The sequence below is a fragment of the Streptomyces griseomycini genome (genome assembly GCF_014203535.1).
Taxonomy (GTDB): domain Bacteria; phylum Actinomycetota; class Actinomycetes; order Streptomycetales; family Streptomycetaceae; genus Streptomyces; species Streptomyces griseomycini.
Genome location: NZ_JACHJI010000002.1, coordinates 842,926 through 859,338, shown reverse-complemented (window position 1 = coordinate 859,338; position 16,413 = coordinate 842,926). Strand labels below are relative to the sequence as shown.

The 16,413-nt window shown below is 73.0% G+C and carries 16 protein-coding genes and 1 pseudogene; 8 read left to right on the top strand and 9 right to left on the bottom strand.

Annotation, left to right across the window (positions count from 1 at the left end; all coding sequences use genetic code 11):
• Window positions 1–158 precede the first annotated feature (158 nt).
• From FHS37_RS08510 to FHS37_RS08495, 4 genes are all read left to right on the top strand, one after another.
• Window positions 159–1,376 (top strand): LolA family protein, encoded by a 1,218-nt coding sequence (locus FHS37_RS08510; RefSeq protein ID WP_184818634.1) that lies wholly within the window; start codon window positions 159–161, stop codon window positions 1,374–1,376.
• Window positions 1,377–1,437: 61 nt separating this feature from the next.
• The gene (locus FHS37_RS08505) at window positions 1,438–2,433 is read left to right on the top strand and encodes an ABC transporter ATP-binding protein (RefSeq protein WP_184818632.1); all 996 of its coding nucleotides are present in this window, start codon (window positions 1,438–1,440) and stop codon (window positions 2,431–2,433) included.
• Entirely contained in the window at window positions 2,420–3,289 is an 870-nt protein-coding gene (locus FHS37_RS08500) for an ABC transporter permease (RefSeq protein ID WP_184818630.1), read from the top strand. The genes FHS37_RS08505 and FHS37_RS08500 overlap by 14 nt, the downstream gene beginning before the upstream one ends.
• Before the next feature lie 46 nt (window positions 3,290–3,335).
• Complete coding sequence (locus FHS37_RS08495; protein ID WP_184818628.1) at window positions 3,336–3,926, top strand: hypothetical protein; 591 nt, start codon at window positions 3,336–3,338, stop codon at window positions 3,924–3,926.
• A gap of 16 nt (window positions 3,927–3,942) precedes the next feature.
• On the opposite strand, the gene FHS37_RS08490 is transcribed toward FHS37_RS08495, so the two are convergent.
• From FHS37_RS08490 to FHS37_RS08480, 3 genes are all read right to left on the bottom strand, one after another.
• Window positions 3,943–4,527 (bottom strand): flavodoxin family protein, encoded by a 585-nt coding sequence (locus FHS37_RS08490; RefSeq protein WP_184818840.1) that lies wholly within the window; start codon window positions 4,525–4,527, stop codon window positions 3,943–3,945.
• A gap of 81 nt (window positions 4,528–4,608) precedes the next feature.
• Window positions 4,609–5,709, bottom strand: a complete 1,101-nt coding sequence (locus tag FHS37_RS08485) for an amidase family protein (protein ID WP_221499561.1) — start codon at window positions 5,707–5,709, stop codon at window positions 4,609–4,611.
• A gap of 101 nt (window positions 5,710–5,810) precedes the next feature.
• On the bottom strand, window positions 5,811–6,311 hold the full coding sequence (locus tag FHS37_RS08480; protein ID WP_184818626.1) for a DUF6668 family protein: 501 nt from the start codon (window positions 6,309–6,311) through the stop codon (window positions 5,811–5,813).
• Window positions 6,312–6,470: 159 nt separating this feature from the next.
• On the opposite strand from FHS37_RS08480, the gene FHS37_RS08475 reads away from it, so the two are divergent.
• Together FHS37_RS08475 and FHS37_RS08470 are read left to right on the top strand one after the other, a co-directional pair.
• The gene (locus FHS37_RS08475) at window positions 6,471–7,910 is read left to right on the top strand and encodes a tetratricopeptide repeat protein (protein WP_184818625.1); all 1,440 of its coding nucleotides are present in this window, start codon (window positions 6,471–6,473) and stop codon (window positions 7,908–7,910) included.
• A 95-nt stretch (window positions 7,911–8,005) separates the two neighbouring features.
• A pseudogene (locus FHS37_RS08470) lies at window positions 8,006–8,880 on the top strand (IS5 family transposase).
• Between the two features lie 9 nt (window positions 8,881–8,889).
• On the opposite strand, the gene FHS37_RS08465 reads toward FHS37_RS08470, so the two are convergent.
• The gene (locus tag FHS37_RS08465; protein ID WP_184818836.1) at window positions 8,890–9,351 is read right to left on the bottom strand and encodes a GNAT family N-acetyltransferase; all 462 of its coding nucleotides are present in this window, start codon (window positions 9,349–9,351) and stop codon (window positions 8,890–8,892) included.
• A 139-nt stretch (window positions 9,352–9,490) separates the two neighbouring features.
• Complete coding sequence (locus tag FHS37_RS08460) at window positions 9,491–9,964, bottom strand: VOC family protein (RefSeq protein ID WP_184818623.1); 474 nt, start codon at window positions 9,962–9,964, stop codon at window positions 9,491–9,493.
• A gap of 21 nt (window positions 9,965–9,985) precedes the next feature.
• Between FHS37_RS08460 and FHS37_RS08455 the strand changes: the two genes are divergently transcribed.
• On the top strand, window positions 9,986–10,609 hold the full coding sequence (locus FHS37_RS08455; protein WP_184818621.1) for a CGNR zinc finger domain-containing protein: 624 nt from the start codon (window positions 9,986–9,988) through the stop codon (window positions 10,607–10,609).
• A gap of 88 nt (window positions 10,610–10,697) precedes the next feature.
• Here the strand turns inward: FHS37_RS08455 and rarD are convergent, their stop codons facing one another.
• Window positions 10,698–11,657 carry an EamA family transporter RarD gene (rarD, locus tag FHS37_RS08450; protein WP_245005449.1) on the bottom strand — a complete coding sequence of 320 codons (960 nt, stop codon included), beginning with the start codon at window positions 11,655–11,657 and terminating at the stop codon, window positions 10,698–10,700.
• A 246-nt stretch (window positions 11,658–11,903) separates the two neighbouring features.
• The gene (locus FHS37_RS08445) at window positions 11,904–12,758 is read right to left on the bottom strand and encodes an SDR family oxidoreductase (protein ID WP_184818618.1); all 855 of its coding nucleotides are present in this window, start codon (window positions 12,756–12,758) and stop codon (window positions 11,904–11,906) included.
• A gap of 91 nt (window positions 12,759–12,849) precedes the next feature.
• Between FHS37_RS08445 and FHS37_RS08440 the strand changes: the two genes are divergently transcribed.
• A complete protein-coding gene (locus FHS37_RS08440; RefSeq protein ID WP_184818616.1) occupies window positions 12,850–13,230 on the top strand; it encodes a winged helix-turn-helix transcriptional regulator in 381 nt (126 codons plus the stop codon).
• A 68-nt stretch (window positions 13,231–13,298) separates the two neighbouring features.
• On the opposite strand, the gene FHS37_RS08435 is transcribed toward FHS37_RS08440, so the two are convergent.
• Window positions 13,299–14,378, bottom strand: a complete 1,080-nt coding sequence (locus FHS37_RS08435; protein WP_184818614.1) for a 2-oxoacid:ferredoxin oxidoreductase subunit beta — start codon at window positions 14,376–14,378, stop codon at window positions 13,299–13,301.
• Window positions 14,371–16,299 carry a 2-oxoacid:acceptor oxidoreductase subunit alpha gene (locus tag FHS37_RS08430; protein WP_184818612.1) on the bottom strand — a complete coding sequence of 643 codons (1,929 nt, stop codon included), beginning with the start codon at window positions 16,297–16,299 and terminating at the stop codon, window positions 14,371–14,373. Before FHS37_RS08430 ends, FHS37_RS08435 begins: the two co-directional genes overlap by 8 nt.
• Window positions 16,300–16,413 lie beyond the last annotated feature (114 nt).

Sequence of the window (16,413 nt, the reverse complement as noted above, 5' to 3'; positions counted from 1 at the left end):
AGCCCGGGGTCTGACGCGTCCACCTGACGGATTTGGTCAGATGGACCACGACGGACATCACCACTCCTCACCGTTTCGGGTGAGAATGGCGGCTCAGGGGGAGACTGGTGCGAGGACACGAGACGGAAGCCGCCGCCGACCACGGAGGTAGGGCACACATGGCACCGTACGCATCCGACGACAGGGCGACCGCAGGGGAGGGCGACGAGTCGCGCTCGGCGCGGCGCAGGGCCGCGCGGTACGTGGTCCCGGTCACGGTGATGGGCGTCGCGGCCGCGACCATCGGGCTCGTCCCGGCGATCGCCGACTCCGGCGACCCGGACCTGCCGGAGATCACCGCCGCGCAGCTCATCGAGAAGATCGCGAAGTCGGACGTCGAGCAGCTCTCCGGCACCGTGAAGATCACCACGGACCTCGGCCTGCCGGACCTCGGCGGCCTGGAGAGCAGCCTCGCCTCCGGCGCCGTGGAGCGGGGCGAGGGCGGCTCCTCGGCCGACCCGTCCGCCAAGCTCACCGAGCTGGCCTCCGGCACGCACACCCTGCGCGTCGCCGTCGACGGCCCGGACCGGCAGAAGGTGTCGCTGCTGGAGGACGCCGCCGAGTACAGCCTGATCCACGACGGCAAGGACGTCTGGGGCTACGACAGCAGGTCCAACGAGGTCTACCACGGCACGGTCGACGAGTCCGGCAAGGAGCGGGAGCAGCAGCCTCCGGCCACCCCGAAGGACTTCGCCGAGGAGGCGCTGAAGTCGGTCGACGACACCACCTCCGTGACCGTCGACGGCACCGCGCAGGTGGCCGGCCGGGACGCGTACAGGCTGGTCGTCAAGCCCAAGCAGTCCGGCTCCACGGTCGGCGCGATCAGCATCGCGGTGGACCACGAGACCGGGACGCCCCTGAAGTTCACGCTGACCCCGTCGAGCGGCGGCGCCGCCGTCGTGGACGTCGGCTTCACCGAGGTGAGCTTCGACCGGCCGGCCGCGTCGACCTTCGAGTTCACCCCGCCCAAGGGCGCCGAGGTGACCGAGGACGGCGAACTGGACGAGGGCGGGGAGCACTCCGAGAAGCCCGAGGGCGCCCCGAAGTCCGAGGAGGACCTGGCCAAGGGCCTCGACGGGCTGAAGATGCTCGGCGAGGGCTGGAACACCGTCGCCGCCTTCGACACCGGCGGCGAGGGCGGTCTGCCGGCCGGCGGGGCCGGCGGTGACCTCGGCGGCTTCCTCGGCTCCCTCGGCGACCAGGTGAAGGGCGACTTCGGCACCGGCACGGTGTTCAGCACCCGCCTGGTCAACGCCCTGATCACCGAGGACGGCAAGGTCTACGTGGGCACCGTCACCAAGGACGCGCTCGTGAAGGCGGCCGACGAGGGGAAGTAAGCCCCCGGGACCGTACGGAACCACGGGGAACGGCGAGAAGCAGCAGGGAACGAGGGGGCCGATGGGCGAGGCGTCCGCCACGGAGCGGGACGGCGCGGACACGGTGCGGGGCGCGGAGGCGGGTGACGGTGCCGTCATCGCCACCCGCGCGCTCACCAAGCGCTACCGCGGCGGACAGCCCGCCGTCGACGGTCTCGACCTGACCGTCCCGGCGGGCAGCGTCTTCGGCTTCCTCGGCCCCAACGGCTCCGGCAAGACCACCACCATCCGCATGCTGATGGGCCTGATCGAGCCGACCTCGGGCACGGCGCACGTCCTGGGGCGCCCCGTGCCGCGCTCCGCGCGCGCCGTGCTGCCGCACGTCGGCGCCCTCATCGAGGGGCCGGCCCTGTACGGCTTCCTCTCCGGCCGCGACAACCTGCTCCGCTACGACGCCGCCGACCCGACCGCCGACCCGCGTACCCGGCGTGCCCGGGTCGCCGCCGCCCTGGACCGGGTGGGCCTCACGGCCGCGGCCGGCAAGAAGGCGAAGGCCTACTCCCTGGGCATGAAGCAGCGGCTCGGCCTCGCGGCCGCCCTGCTCCAGCCCCGCCGGCTGCTCGTCCTGGACGAGCCGACCAACGGACTCGACCCGCAGGGCATGCGGGAGATCCGCGGCCTCGTCCGGGAGTTGGCCTCGGACGGCACCACCGTCTTCCTCTCCTCCCACCTGCTCGACGAGATCGAGCAGGTGTGCACCCACGCCGCCGTGATGGCCCGGGGCCGGCTGATCGTCCAGGGCCCGGTGGCCGACCTGGCCGCGGGCGCGCGGGGCCGGCTGGTGGTGACCACGCCGGACACCGGGGACGCGGCCCGGGTGCTGAAGGAACAGGGGGTCGCCGACGTCGTCGTGACGGAGGACCGGGTGACCGGCGAGGTGCCCGGGCGGGACCTCGCCGAGGTGAACGCGGCGCTGGTGGCGGCCGGGGTCCGGGTGCGCGGGTTCGGGGCCGAACGGGCCTCGCTGGAGGACGCGTTCGTGGCGCTGACCGGGGAGGGGTTCGATGTCGCAGGCTGAGGCGGCCCGGAGGACGAGCCCGCTGTGGACCCTCGGTCTGTTCCGCAGCGAGCTGCTCACCACCTTCCGGCGCTGGCGCACCCTCGCCCTGCTCGGGGTGCTGGCCGCCGTACCGGTCCTGGTCGGCGTCGCCGTGGAGATCGAGACCGGTGACGGCCCGGCGGCCGGCGGCGGGGGCGGCGCCGGTCCGGCGTTCATCTCGCAGATCACCAACAACGGCCTGTTCCTCGTCTTCACGGCGCTGGCCGCCACGCTGCCGTTCTTCCTGCCCATGGCGGTCGGGGTGGTCGCGGGCGACGCCCTCGCGGGCGAGGCGAACGCCGGCACCCTGCGCTACCTCCTGGTCGCCCCCGCCGGGCGGACCCGGCTGCTGCTCACCAAGTTCGCGACCGTCATCGCCTTCTGCCTGGCCGCCACCCTCGTGGTCGCCGTCTCGGCCCTGGCCGTCGGGGCGCTGCTGTTCCCGCTCGGCGACCTCACGACCATCTCCGGCACCCGGATCAGTTTCGCCGAGGGTCTGGCCAGGGCCCTGCTGATCGCCCTCGTCGTCGCCGCGTCACTGATCGGGGTGGCGGCGCTCGGCCTGTTCGTCTCGACGCTGACCGACAGCGGCATCGCGGCGATGGCGACGACGGTGGGACTGCTGATCACCGTTCAGATCCTGGGCCAGATCCCCCAGCTGGACGCCCTGCACCCCTACTTCTTCTCCCACTACTGGCTCTCCTTCGCCGACCTCATGCGCGAGCCCGTCTACTGGGAGGACCTGACGAGGAACCTCGGCCTGCAGGCCCTGTACGCGGCCGTGTTCGGCTCGGCGGCCTGGGCGAGGTTCACGGGGAAGGACATCACCGCGTAGGAAATGCGGTGGCGCGGGTGAGACAGGGCGTGTGACGGTGCGGCCCATGGGCAACTCACGGGCGTACCCCGTCCTCCGGACCACCGACGCGGCCGAGGCGTACCGGCAGGCCAAGCGGTTGTGCGCGCTGCTGGAGCACATCGGGGACGAGGTGCGGCTGTTCGCCGAGGTGCGGACGCCCGCGGATGCGCGGCGGATGGCCGAGCTCGTCCCCGGGGCCGCGTTCGACTACGTGGACACGCGCACCGATCCGGCGACCGGTGACTTCCTCCTCTTCGACCTCGACGTGACGGAGCTGACCGACGCGGAGCTTCGGACGCACCTGCCGCTGGAGTTCCTGGAGGACGTCGGACGCGGGGACGTGGAGGAGCGGTTCCTGGCCGCCCTGGGCGACGGCACGGCGGCCGTCGAATGGAACGGCCGCTGGCCGGACGACCCCGAGACGGACTCCTACGGGCACTGGAACCACGACGGCGTCCAGGTCGTGTTCCACGGCGATGAGGCACAGTACGGCGAGTGGACCGAGGACCACACCGTCTTCGTCCACGTGACCAAGCACGGTGACACCGGGCGTGCCCAGAAGCTCGCCGCCCACATCGGCAGCGAGGTCCTGGGCGAGGCCCAGCTCGGCTGGTGAGGCCGCCGCCGCGGCGTCAGCGGGCTTCGTAGGGGAAGCGGGCGAGGGGCGCCTCCCGTGCGAAGAACGTCTTGGCGCGGGCCAGCGCTTCCGTGTCCTTCAGGACGTCACCCGGCTTGCTGCCGTTGCCGAGCAGCACTCCGCCGAAGCGCATCCCCATGTACGCGGCCGAGTTGTTCAGCGTGCCGACGAGCGGGTCGGCGACCTCCGGCTCCTCGTGCGCGAGCGCGGTGACGCCCCAGAGCGTGCGTCCCGCCATGTTCGCCTTGAAGTCCAGACCGGGCGTGCGCAGCCAGCCCGCCCAGTGGTCGAGGTAGCGCTTGGTGTGCGCGGACACCGAGTACCAGTACAGCGGCGAGACGATCACCACGTCCGTCGCCGCGAGGGTGGCGTCCAGCAGCCGGGCCACGGCGCCCTCGGTGGGGCGGACGTGGTCGCTGTCGTGGCGCAGGTCCTCGAAGTCGGGCAGCGGGTGCCGGGCGAGATCGATCCATCGCCGCTCCACCTGCGGGGGCAGCTGTTCGGCGGCCCGGCGGGCCAGCAGTTCGGTGTTGCCGTCGGGGCGGGAGCTGCCCAGGACGAACAGGAAACGGCGGGTCATGGTCATCCCCAGATAGTCGGCGTACGTCGATTACACGCACATGCATAATATGCACATGCATGAGAGTGAGTCGAGGAGGACTCAGCCGGTGGCCCCGCGCCGCTCCGCCTCCCGCGCCGCGGCGAGCAGCAGCGCCTCCCGGCCGTGCGCCGCCACCAGCTGGAGCCCGGCCGGGCAGCCGTCGGTGCCGAACCCGGCGGGGAGGCTCAGCGCGGGGTGCCCGCTCACGTTGAAGGCCCAGGTGAGCGCGGTGGAGTAGACGTCGCCGGGGCCTTCGTGCCCGTGCGGCGCGGTGGGGGCCGTGGGCGTGAGCAGCAGCTCGACGCCGGTGAACAGACGGGCCAGGCGCCGGTCGTTCTCCGCCCGGACGCGATGGGCGTCGGCGAGGTCGGTCCCGGGGGTGCGCAGGGCGAGCCAGGCCGGGGCGGGGTCGAGGAGCCGCACGGGCACCGACGGGCGTACGGGCCGTACGAGCCGTACGACACCGGCGTCGACGAGCCGGCCGACGGCCGCGCGGGCGAGCGCGACGGGCTCCGGGTCCGGGGCCGCGAAGCCCAGGTCGGGGGACCAGAGGGCGGGCAGGGGAAGCGAAGGAGGGGGCTCGACGGGGGCATCCGGCCGCGCCACCGCCCGCCACCAGGCCGCCGCGTCCGCCGCCGTGCGGGTGAGGACCCCGGGCGCGGCGAGACCCGTGCGGTCGGGGGAGGGCAGGCGGCCGTTCGTGACCTTCAGGCCGAGCACCCCGCACCACGCCGCCGGGATCCGCACCGACCCCGCGCCGTCGCCGCCCGTCGCCAGCGGGACCAGCCCGGCCGCCACCGCGACCGCCGCCCCCGCCGAGGAGCCGCCCGGCGTACGGTCGGCCCGCCACGGGTTGACGGTGCGGCCGCGCGCCCCGAGCCCCCAGGTCTGCCAGGGCGTCCCGGGCCCGGGCACCGAGGTGGCGCCCACGGCGACGCCCCCGGCCGCGAGCAGCGGTTCCGCCGCCCGCAGCCCGTGCCGCCCCTTCACCGCGACCGGCACCCCGGCCAGCGGCAGCCGCTCCCCGGCGGCGACCCGCGCGTCCACCTCCCGCGCCCGCCGCAGCGCGTCCGCGTCCCACACCTCGGTGAACGCGCACAGCGCCGGGTCGGCCCGCTCGATCCGCTCCAGCGCCGCCGCGACCACGTCCACGGCGCGCAGCCTCCGCGCGCGTACGGCGGAGGCGATCTCCTCGGCCGGGGCGGAGACGGAGGCCGGTGCGGAGGCGCGGGGCCCGGGTCCGGGTCCGGACCCGTGGCCGCTCAGCGCGCCCAGCCCGTCAGGCGGGCCAGCGGCTCCGCCCCGCGGGGCGGCCGGCCGCTCAGGTCGCCCAGGCGCCACTCCGACACCCAGGGCACGCGGTACACGCCGATCACCTGCTCGATGAGCCGGATCCGCTGGGCGAGGGGACGCGGCAGCCGCCCCGGTGCGTCCGGCACCAGCACCACGGCGTCCAGGTCGACCCCCCGCGGGGCCCCGCCGCGCCGGAACGCCTCCACGGCCGGGAGCACGGTGTCCAGGCCCGCCGCGTGCGTCCGGGCGACGAGCAGCACCGACCGGGGGGCGTCGGGGCCGGGCCAGGCGCGGCCGCTGTCGTGTCCGCCGTAGACCGCGGCGAGCGTGGAGACCCCGGCGCCGCCGTGCGTGCCGACCCAGGAGAAGCGCCGGGACGACGCGCGGGGGTGCGTCGGCTCCGGCGGGCCCGGCGCCGTCACCGGCCCCCGGATCCAGATCTCCGGCCCCTGTCGCGTCTCCGTCCGCATGCCTCTCTCCTGCTCGCCGCCCGGGTCTTCCATGCCGCCCGACGGGTGACGCACCGCGGTGGACGGTCCTTGGGACGAGCCTGTGACAGCGCGGTGACGCGGGAGACGCGGCCGGGCGGACAGACTGGCCGGTAGGTGTACGACCCGAATGAGGGGACGATGGCTCGACTCAGCCGCGGGAAGAAGCGGGAACAGAAGCAGGCCGCGCGTACGGCGGTGCCGATCGACGTCCACGTCCCCGTGAGCGGGGCCGGGCCGGGCGGGGCGTCGGTCGGCGGAGTGCCGGTGACCGCCGCGTCCGGCGAGGAGATCCAGCAGGCGGTGCTGAACCACCTCCACCGCATCGCCCTCGCCTCCGGCCACGCCGTTCTCGCCACCGTCCGCGACGAACGCATCGGCTACGTCCTCCCGCTCCGGGTCGACCCGGACGGCTCCAGCCATTTCACGGACCAGCCGGTTCCGGCGGGACCGGTAGGGCCGGTGGGGTCGGCGGAATCGGCGCAGGGTCGGGAGCCCGCGCGGGAACCGGAAGCCGACCGGCCGACGCGCTTCCTGCGCCCCGTGCCCGAACCGGAGGCGACACCGAAAACCGGGGCGGCCCCGGAGCGCGGGGAGGACACGACACCCGGGGCGGGCATGAACCCCGGGGCGGGCGCGGACCCCGAGGCGGGTGCGGAACCGGCTCCCGTACGGGACGCCACGCCGACCTTCCCGCTGCGACCCGCCCCCGGGGCGCGGGTTCCCGGGGACGCCGCACCGACGTTCCGGCTGCGGGCCGTACCCGAGTCGGCGGAGGCCGCGCCGCCCGGCACGGTGGCGCCGCCGACGGGCGAGTTCGGCCCGCCCCCGCCCATGGACGCGTGGCCCCACCCCGCCGCCCCGGACGCCGAGCGCCCCGGAAGCCCGGCCTCCAGCCCCGGCCCCACCGGCCGAACCGCCGGCACCGCGAGCGCGGTCGGCGCCGGCCGGACTCCGGACCCGGCACCGTCGGCCGGCCGCCGACGCCCCGAGCCGCCGCTCGCGGAGGCCGTTCCCGACGCCGACCCTGACCCCAGGCCCACCCCGCCCCGCGGCTTCGACGCCGTGGCGGAGGCGGTGCTCGAGGACGAGCCGCTCACCGCCCCCGGCGACGCGACGGCCCCCGCCCTGCTGGCGGAGCCGATGGCCCGGATCAACGACGCCGTCCGGGCGGGCCGGATCGACACGGCCGCGCGGCTGGCCCGGCAGACCGTGGCGGAGGCCTCGGGAACGCTGGGACCGGAACACCCGGAGGTGCTCCGGCTGCGCGAACTCACCGCGTACATCGCCTACCTGGCCGGAGAACCGCTGTACGCCTTCCGGCTCTCCCTCGACCTCGCCGGAATCCGCCGCCGTGCCGGGGACGCGGAGGCCGCCTACGGCAACGTCCGCAGCGCGGCCACCGCGTGGCGCGCGGTGCGCGACGCCCGGCTCGGCCTGGAACTCGGGCACGAGCTGATCGGGCTGTGGACCGAGCTCACCGCCGAGGACGGGCCGGCCGCCGACGAGATCGAGGAGCTGGAGTCCGCCCGCGCCCGCATGGGCCGGCTGACCGAGCGCGCCCGCACCCAGCGTGACTGAGCGCGGCGGCCCCGCCCGCCGCGCGGGGGGCCGGCCCGGTGGGCGCCTGGGGCGTGTATCGAAAGTGGATCTTGACCGTGGGACGATCTTGTTTCGTGGCACGTGGAGATCTGACGAACGCGCAATGGGCGGTGCCGGAACCGCTGTTACCGAAGAGCCGAAAAGCCCGGACGGCCTGCGACGTGGGCCAGGCGGCAGCTGATCGACGGCATACGGTTCCGGGTCCGCACCGGCATCCCGTGGCGAGACCTGCCCGAGCAGTACGGGCCACGGGGCCGGGCGTACGACCTGTTCCGCCGGTGGCAACGGGACGGCACCTGGCATCGGATCTTCACCGACCTGCAGACACGGGCGGACGAAGAAGATCTGATCACCTGGGACATCAACGTCGACTCCACGGTGTGCCGTGCCCACCAGCACGCCGCCGGGGCGAGGAAAAGGGGAGCTGCGGAAGGAGCCGCCCGGCGGCGTCACCGTCGAGCCGGACGACCACGGGCTCGGACGCTCGCGCGGCGGTCTGACCACCAAGCCACACCTGGCCGTCGAACAGGGCCAGAAGCCCATGTCCATCGTGATCACGGCCGGGCAGCGGGGCGATTCCCCGCAGTTCGAGCCAGTCCCGAACAAGATCCGTGTCCCGCGTCTCGGGCCGGGCAGGCCGCGCACCCGACCCGATCGCGTGCGGGCCGACAAGGCGTACGCCTCCCGGAAGAACCGTGCTTACCTGCGGCGGCGCGGGATCCACTGCACCACCCCGGACACGGCCGACCAGGCCCGCAACCGCAAGAAACGCGGTTCGTACGGCGGCCGGCCGCCGAGGTTCGACCCACAGGACTACAAAGCTCGGCACGCAGTCGAGTGCGACATCAATCATCTCAAAAGGCACCGGGCCGTGGCCGCGAGGTACGACAAGCTCGCGGTCCGCTACGAGGCGACCGTTCTCGTCGCCGCCATCAACGAGTGGCTATGACTGACCACGTCACGATGGCGCCGCGTAACAGCGGATGGCCACCGTCTGGTGCGCACTCCACTGCTGCTCGACTGTGGCCATCAGCTTCCAGCCCAGCCGCTCATACAGGGCTGCCGCCGCGGCATCGGAGGCGACGACGTCGAGCACCGGATACAGGCCACGACGCCGCGCTTCCTCCACTGCCTGGCCGATCAGCAGTGCGCCGATCCGATGTCCCCTCGCCTGCGGGGCAACGAACAGCCTGCTGACCACGGCGGTCATACCCCGCGTCGCCCCGTTCCGCTCGCTCCACAACGTCGGGGCCAGATCGCCTTCGCCACCTTGCGACAAACTGACATGCCCAACCAGGCCGCCTTCGAGTCCGGCAACCCAGGAGCCCAGCAGGGGACCGCGTGACAGCCACTCGCCGGGCTGATCCGGCCAGTTCACCGGATAGCCGTCGCGCGCATGGACCTCCGCGAGGACCCGCACGCACTCGTCAACATCGCCATCAGTCCTCTGCCGGACCCAGCGGCTCGGTCTCTCATCCGGCACCCCGGAGCTCTCGATGTTCACTCAGGCATAGAAACACAGGCCACAGAGTCACAACCAGCCACTTTCGATACAAGCCCTAGTGGACGCAGTACTCGTTGCCCTCCGGGTCCGACATCACGACCCACGACCCGGACGGCCCGTCCACCCGCCGCAGTACCTTCGCGCCGAGCCGCTCCAGCCGCGCGACCTCCTCCTCGCGACGCCCCTCGCCGGGGTGCAGGTCGAGGTGGAGCCGGTTCTTGACCGTCTTCGCCTCGGGCACGCGCTGGAACAGCAGCCGCCGCCCGAGTCCGGTGCCGCTCTCCTCCTCGTGGAGGTCGTCGGGGTGCCGCACCGCGATCAGGTCGCGGAAGGCGCGGCGGCCGTGGAACTCGACGGTGAGTTCTTCCGGCAGGGCGCCCGCGCCGAGCAGTTTCCCGATGAGCGCGCTGTTGTCCTCGACCGCGTACCCGAGGGCGGCGGCCCAGAAGTCGGCCTGCGCGTGCGGGTCGACCGCGTCGATGACGAGCTTCCAGTGCACGGGCGCGGCTGATGTCGGTGTCTGCGTCATGTAACCAGTTATAGTGGTTACATGAGTGGGAGTGCAACGGGAACACCGGGCGGCGGCCCCGGTCTGACCCTGATCTCGTACGAGGGGAAGCCCTACCGCTTCGACCCCGGCGCCCTGTGCCTGGAGCTGCTGCCGACCGGCGGGCCCGGTGCCTTCGCGCGGCACGAGGTGCTGCACGAGCCCGCGGACCTCGCGGTCTGGGCCGGGCGCAGCCGCCTCGCGGACGGCCTGGACCTCACCGTCGACACGGCCGAGCTGGAGCGGGCGCGCACCCTGCGGAACACCCTCTTCCTGCTCACCGCCGACCACGCCCACGGCCGCCCGCCCCGGCCCGAGCACCTCGCGGTCGTCAACGCCGCCGCAGCCGAGCCCCCGCTGGTCTCCCGCATCGAGCCGGACGGCACCCGGTCCTGGGCCCCCGGTGCCACGGGCACCCAGCTGCTGTCGACCGTCGCCCGCGACGCGATCGACCTGTTCACCGGACCGTACGCCCACCGCGTCCGCGAGTGCGACGCCCACGACTGCTACCTGCTCTTCGTCGACACCTCGCGTCCGGGCCGCCGCCGCTGGTGCGCGATGGAGCACTGCGGGAACCTGGCGAAGGTGCGTGCGCACCGGGCCCGCCGGACGCCCGGGGGCGCCTGAGCAGGCGGCCCCGGGCGTCCGGAGATGCCCGAGACGGTGGCCCCGTGTGCCCGGACGGCCGGGCCCACGGGGCCCGGAGGCGCTGGAGTCAGCGGCCCGCGGGCTCCGTCTCCGCCTTCGCCGCGCCCGCCGTCTTCGCCGCGTCCGTCGTCTCCGCCGTGTTCGCCTGCCGGCCCACGGCGGCGCTGGGCCTGCTCATCCCGTCGGCCAGCGCCCGGGCGCCCCGGCGGGCGGTGCGCAGCGCGTCCCAGGTGAGCAGCGTGAGCGCCAGCCAGACCAGGGCGAACCCTGCCCAGCGCTCGGGCGGCATGGCTTCCTTGAAGTAGAGGATGCCCAACAGGAACTGGAAGACCGGGGCCAGGTACTGGAGCAGCCCCAGGGTGGACAGCGGCACGCGGATCGCGGCGGCGCCGAAGCAGACCAGGGGGAGCGCGGTGACGATCCCGGTCGCGACGAGCAGCGCCGCGTGCCCGGTGCCCTCGGTGGTGAAGGTGGAGCCGCCCTGCGCGCCCAGCCACAGCAGGTAGCCGAGCGCGGGCAGGAACTGGACGGCGGTCTCGGCGGCCAGCGACTCGATGCCGCCGAGGTTGACCTTCTTCTTCACCAGCCCGTAGGTGGCGAAGGAGAAGGCGAGGCAGAGGGAGATCCACGGCGGACGGCCGTAGCCGATGGTGAGCACGAGCACCGCCGAGGCGCCGACCCCGACCGCGGTCCACTGCGCGGGCCGCAGCCGTTCCTTCAGCAGCAGCACGCCCATCGCGATGGTGACCAGCGGGTTGATGAAGTAGCCGAGGGAGGCCTCGACGACGTGCCCGGAGTTCACGGACCAGATGTAGACGCCCCAGTTGACGGTGATGACCGCCGCGGCGACCGTGATCAGGGCCAGCCGGCGCGGCTGCCGCAGCAGCTCGCCGAGCCAGGCCCACCGGCGTATGACGAGCAGGGCGGCGCCCACGAAGAACAGCGACCAGACCATCCGGTGGGCCAGGATCTCCACGGCGCCCGCGGGCTTGAGCAGGGGCCAGAACAGGGGCACGAGCCCCCACATCCCGTACGCCGCGAAGCCGTTCAGCAGTCCTATGCGCCGCTCGGCGGCCGACTTCCCGGTCACGGGTCCTCCTTCGTGCCTGACACGTGTCCTGTCTCGCGCGGTGCGGGTCGTGTGCGCGCGATGCTCGTCGGACGACGGTAACGCCGGACACCCCCGCCTGTCATGTCCGTACCGGCATACGGTCATGACGGGCGGGGTGGGGGACCCGGAGGCGATCGGTGTGACCGGTGCGATCGGTGAAGGTCAGCCCTTGAGCGCGGCGGCGACGGCCTCGGCGAGCGGGGTGGTGGGACGCCCGATCAGACGGGCCAGATCACCGCTGTCGACGACCAGCTCGCCCTTCTCGATGGAGGCGTCCACGCCCGCGAACACGGCGGCCAGCGGCTCGGGCAGACCGGCGCCGGTCAGGAGGCCGGTGAGCGCCTCGGTCGTGACCGGCCGGTAGGAGATCTCCTCGCCGGTCTGCCGGCTCAGCTCGGCCGCGTACTCGGCGAAGCTCCACGCCTCGTCGCCGCCCAGCTCGTACGTCGTGTTCTCGTGCCCCTCGCCGGTCAGCACGGCGACGGCGGCGGCCGCGTAGTCGGCGCGCGAGGCGGAGGAGACCCGGCCCTCGCCGGCCGCGGCGACGACCGCGTGGTGCTCCAGCACCGGGGCGAGGTTCTCGGTGTAGTTCTCGTGGTACCAGCCGTTGCGCAGCAGCGTGTACGGCAGGCCCGAGCCCAGCAGCACCTCCTCGGTGCCGCGGTGGTCGTCGGCGAGGGCGGCGCTCAGGCTGCCGGGGGCGCTGGTGTAGGCGAGCAGGGCGACACCGGCGGCCTTCGCGGCGTCGATGACGGCCTCGTGCTGCCGCACCCGGCCCTTGTCGAACTCGTTGCCCGAGATCAGCAGCACCTTGTCGCCGGCCGCGAACACACCGTCGAGGCTCTCGGGGGCGTTGTAGTCGGCGACGGCGATCCGCACGCCGCGGGCCGCGAGGTCGGCCGCCTTCTCCGCGCTGCGGACCACGGCGGTGACCTGCTCGGCCGGGACCTTCTCCAGCAACTGCTCCACGACGTGGCGGCCGAGCTTTCCGGTGGCTCCGGTGACGACGATGCTCATGGTTCGGAACTCCTCATGGGGTGGGTATGGCACTCACCGTAGGAGCAGCGCTAACCAATGGAAAGTACCCACTTTGAAGTAAGGTACTGTCATGGTGGTAAGTGAGCGTGGCCGGAGGAACGACGGCGAGGCGCTGTGCCCGCACCGGCTTGTCCTGGAGCACGTGACCAGTCGCTGGGGCGTGCTGGTGCTGATCCGGCTCCTCGAGCGGCCGTACCGCTTCAGCGCACTGCGCCGGGCGATCGGCGGGGTCAGCGAGAAGATGCTCACCCAGACCCTCCAGACCCTGGAACGCGACGGCCTGGTCCATCGCGACGCACGGCCGGTCATCCCGCCCCGCGTCGACTACTCCCTCACCGGACTGGGCCGTGAGGCGGCCGAGCAGGTGCACGCCCTGGCGCTGTGGACCGAGAGGCGGATGGACGACGTGACCGCGGCCCGGCAGGCGTACGACGAGGCCCGGGCGCGGTAGCGCGCCCGGGCCCGGTGGGACGGCCGGTGAAGGCCGGCCGACACCGGGTCGGCCGGCGTGTGCCGGACTCAGCCGATGACGGTCCAGGTGTCGCCGCCGGCCAGCAGCGCGGCGAGGTCGCCCTTGCCGTGCTGTTCGACGGCGGTGTCGAGCTGGTCGGCCATCTGGGTGTCGTAGACCGGCCGGTCGACGGAGCGGAACACGCCGATGGGGGTGTGGTGCAGCGTGTCCGGGTCGGCGAGGCGGGACAGGGCGAAGGCGGTGGTGGGGGACGCGGAGCGGGCGTCGTGGACCAGGATCTCGGCCTCGTTCTCCGGCGTCACCGTGACCACCTTCAGGTCGCCGGTGGCCCGGTCCCGTACGACGCCCTTGGTCTTCCCGTGGCCGAAGCGGATCGGCTCGCCGTGCTCCAGGCGGATCACGGCCTCCTCGGCCTGCTGCCGGTCCTTGAGGACCTCGAAGGCGCCGTCGTTGAAGATGTTGCAGTTCTGGTAGATCTCGACCAGGGCGGTGCCCGGGTGGGCGGCGGCCTGGCGCAGTACCTCGGTGAGGTGCTTGCGGTCGGAGTCGACCGTGCGGGCCACGAAGGAAGCCTCCGCGCCGATCGCCAGCGACACCGGGTTGAAGGGCGCGTCGAGGGAGCCCATCGGGGTCGACTTGGTGATCTTGCCGACTTCGGAGGTCGGGCTGTACTGGCCCTTGGTCAGACCGTAGATCCGGTTGTTGAACAGCAGGATCTTGAGGTTGACGTTGCGGCGCAGGGCGTGGATGAGGTGGTTGCCGCCGATGGACAGCGCGTCGCCGTCGCCGGTGACGACCCACACGCTCAGGTCGCGGCGGGAGGTCGCCAGGCCGGTGGCGATGGCGGGGGCGCGGCCGTGGATGGAGTGCATCCCGTAGGTGTTCATGTAGTACGGGAAGCGGGAGGAACAGCCGATGCCGGAGACGAAGACGATGTTCTCCTTCGCCAGGCCGAGCTCGGGCATGAAGCCCTGCACGGCGGCGAGGACGGCGTAGTCGCCGCAGCCGGGGCACCAGCGCACTTCCTGATCGGACTTGAAGTCCTTCATGGACTGCCTGCCCTCGGCCTTGGGGACGAGGGAGAGCGCCTCGATCGTGCCCGTGCCTTCCGTGGACGTCTCAGCCATCGATGGCCTCCTTCAGCGCCGTTGCGAGCTGTTCCGCCTTGAACGGCATGCCGTTGACCTGGTTGTACGACGTGGCGTCGACCAGGTACTTCGCCCGGATGAGGGTGGCGAGCTGCCCGAGGTTCATCTCGGGGACCACCACCTTGTCGTACCGCCGGACGACCTCACCGAGGTTGCCCGGGAAGGGGTTGAGGTGGCGCAGGTGCGCCTGCGCCACCGACTCCCCGGCCGCGCGCAGCCGCCGCACGGCCGCCGTGATCGGCCCGTACGTCGAGCCCCAGCCCAGCACCAGCGTCTTCGCGCCGTGCGGGTCGTCGACCTCGAGGTCGGGCACGTCGATGCCGTCGACCTTGGCCTGGCGGGTGCGGACCATGAAGTCGTGGTTGGCCGGGTCGTAGGAGATGTTGCCGGTGCCGTCCTGCTTCTCGATCCCGCCGATCCGGTGCTCCAGACCCGGCGTGCCCGGGACCGCCCACGGACGCGCCAGCGTCCGCGGGTCGCGCTTGTAGGGCCAGAACACCTCGGTGCCGTCGTCCAGGGTGTGGTTCGGGCCCTGCGCGAACTGCACCGCCAGGTCCGGCAGCTCGTCCAGCTCCGGGATGCGCCACGGCTCGCTGCCGTTGGCCAGGTAGCCGTCGGAGAGCAGGAAGACCGGCGTGCGGTAGGCGAGCGCGATCCGGGCCGCCTCCAGCGCCGCGTCGAAGCAGTCCGCGGGCGTGCGCGGGGCGACGACCGGCACCGGCGCCTCGCCGTTGCGCCCGTACATCGCCTGCAGCAGGTCCGCCTGCTCGGTCTTGGTCGGCAGGCCGGTGGACGGGCCGCCGCGCTGGATGTCGACGATCAGCAGCGGCAGCTCCAGGGAGACCGCCAGGCCGATCGTCTCGCTCTTGAGCGCCACACCGGGGCCGCTCGTCGTGGTCACGGCCAGCGACCCGCCGAAGGCCGCGCCCAGCGCCGCCCCGATGCCCGCGATCTCGTCCTCGGCCTGGAAGGTCCGCACGCCGAAGTTCTTGTGCCGGCTCAGCTCGTGCAGGATGTCCGAGGCCGGGGTGATCGGGTACGAGCCCAGGAACAGCGGCAGGTCCGCCTGCCGGGACGCGGCGATCAGCCCGTAGGCCAGGGCCAGGTTGCCGGAGATGTTGCGGTAGGTGCCGGGCGGGAACGCCTTCGCCGCCGGGGCCACCTCGTAGGAGACGGCGAAGTCCTCCGTCGTCTCGCCGAAGTTCCAGCCCGCGCGGAACGCGGCGATGTTCGCCTCGGCGATGTCCGGCTTCCTGGCGAACTTCGACCTCAGGAACTTCTCCGTGCCCTCGGTGGGCCGGTGGTACATCCACGACAGCAGGCCCAGCGCGAACATGTTCTTGCTGCGCTCGGCCTCCTTGCGGGTGAGGTCGAACTCCTTCAGCGCCTCCACCGTCAGCGTCGTCAGCGGCACCGGGTGCAGGCTGTAGCCGTCCAGCGAGCCGTCCTCCAGCGGACTGCTGTCGTAGCCCACCTTCTGCATCGCCCGCTTGGTGAACTCGTCCGTGTTGACGATGATCTCCGCCCCGCGCGGCAGGTCGGCGACGTTCGCCTTCAGCGCGGCCGGGTTCATCGCGACCAGCACGTTCGGCGCGTCACCGGGGGTGAGGATGTCGTGGTCGGCGAAGTGCAGCTGGAAGGACGAGACCCCGGGCAGGGTCCCGGCGGGCGCGCGGATCTCGGCCGGGAAGTTCGGCAGCGTGGAGAGGTCGTTGCCGAAGGACGCGGTCTCCGAGGTGAAGCGGTCACCGGTGAGCTGCATGCCGTCACCCGAGTCCCCCGCGAACCTGATGATCACCCGGTCCAGACGGCGGACGTCCTTCGCACCCGCTGCCTTGCGCTGTTCTCCTACGACTGCTCCGTCGGCCTGCTCCGCTGGGCTGCTGACCTGGCTGGTCACTGAACTGGACCTCCCTCGAGGCGGCTGTCCGGGACGACCTTCCCGCAGGCCTTCCCTGGATCAACCCTACGTCCGTAAGGGTCGCCTTCCTCGGGTCATTCGCATATTGGACAC

Coding starts and splice junctions, on each gene's coding strand:
- FHS37_RS08510 (WP_184818634.1), top strand. CDS start 159: ATGGCACCGTACGCATCCGACGACAGGGCGACCGCAGGGGAGGGCGAC.
- FHS37_RS08505 (WP_184818632.1), top strand. CDS start 1,438: ATGGGCGAGGCGTCCGCCACGGAGCGGGACGGCGCGGACACGGTGCGG.
- FHS37_RS08500 (WP_184818630.1), top strand. CDS start 2,420: ATGTCGCAGGCTGAGGCGGCCCGGAGGACGAGCCCGCTGTGGACCCTC.
- FHS37_RS08495 (WP_184818628.1), top strand. CDS start 3,336: ATGGGCAACTCACGGGCGTACCCCGTCCTCCGGACCACCGACGCGGCC.
- FHS37_RS08490 (WP_184818840.1), bottom strand. CDS start 4,527: ATGACCCGCCGTTTCCTGTTCGTCCTGGGCAGCTCCCGCCCCGACGGC.
- FHS37_RS08480 (WP_184818626.1), bottom strand. CDS start 6,311: ATGCGGACGGAGACGCGACAGGGGCCGGAGATCTGGATCCGGGGGCCG.
- FHS37_RS08475 (WP_184818625.1), top strand. CDS start 6,471: ATGGCTCGACTCAGCCGCGGGAAGAAGCGGGAACAGAAGCAGGCCGCG.
- FHS37_RS08460 (WP_184818623.1), bottom strand. CDS start 9,964: ATGACGCAGACACCGACATCAGCCGCGCCCGTGCACTGGAAGCTCGTC.
- FHS37_RS08455 (WP_184818621.1), top strand. CDS start 9,986: ATGAGTGGGAGTGCAACGGGAACACCGGGCGGCGGCCCCGGTCTGACC.
- rarD (WP_245005449.1), bottom strand. CDS start 11,657: ATGTGGGGGCTCGTGCCCCTGTTCTGGCCCCTGCTCAAGCCCGCGGGC.
- FHS37_RS08445 (WP_184818618.1), bottom strand. CDS start 12,758: ATGAGCATCGTCGTCACCGGAGCCACCGGAAAGCTCGGCCGCCACGTC.
- FHS37_RS08440 (WP_184818616.1), top strand. CDS start 12,850: ATGGTGGTAAGTGAGCGTGGCCGGAGGAACGACGGCGAGGCGCTGTGC.
- FHS37_RS08435 (WP_184818614.1), bottom strand. CDS start 14,378: ATGGCTGAGACGTCCACGGAAGGCACGGGCACGATCGAGGCGCTCTCC.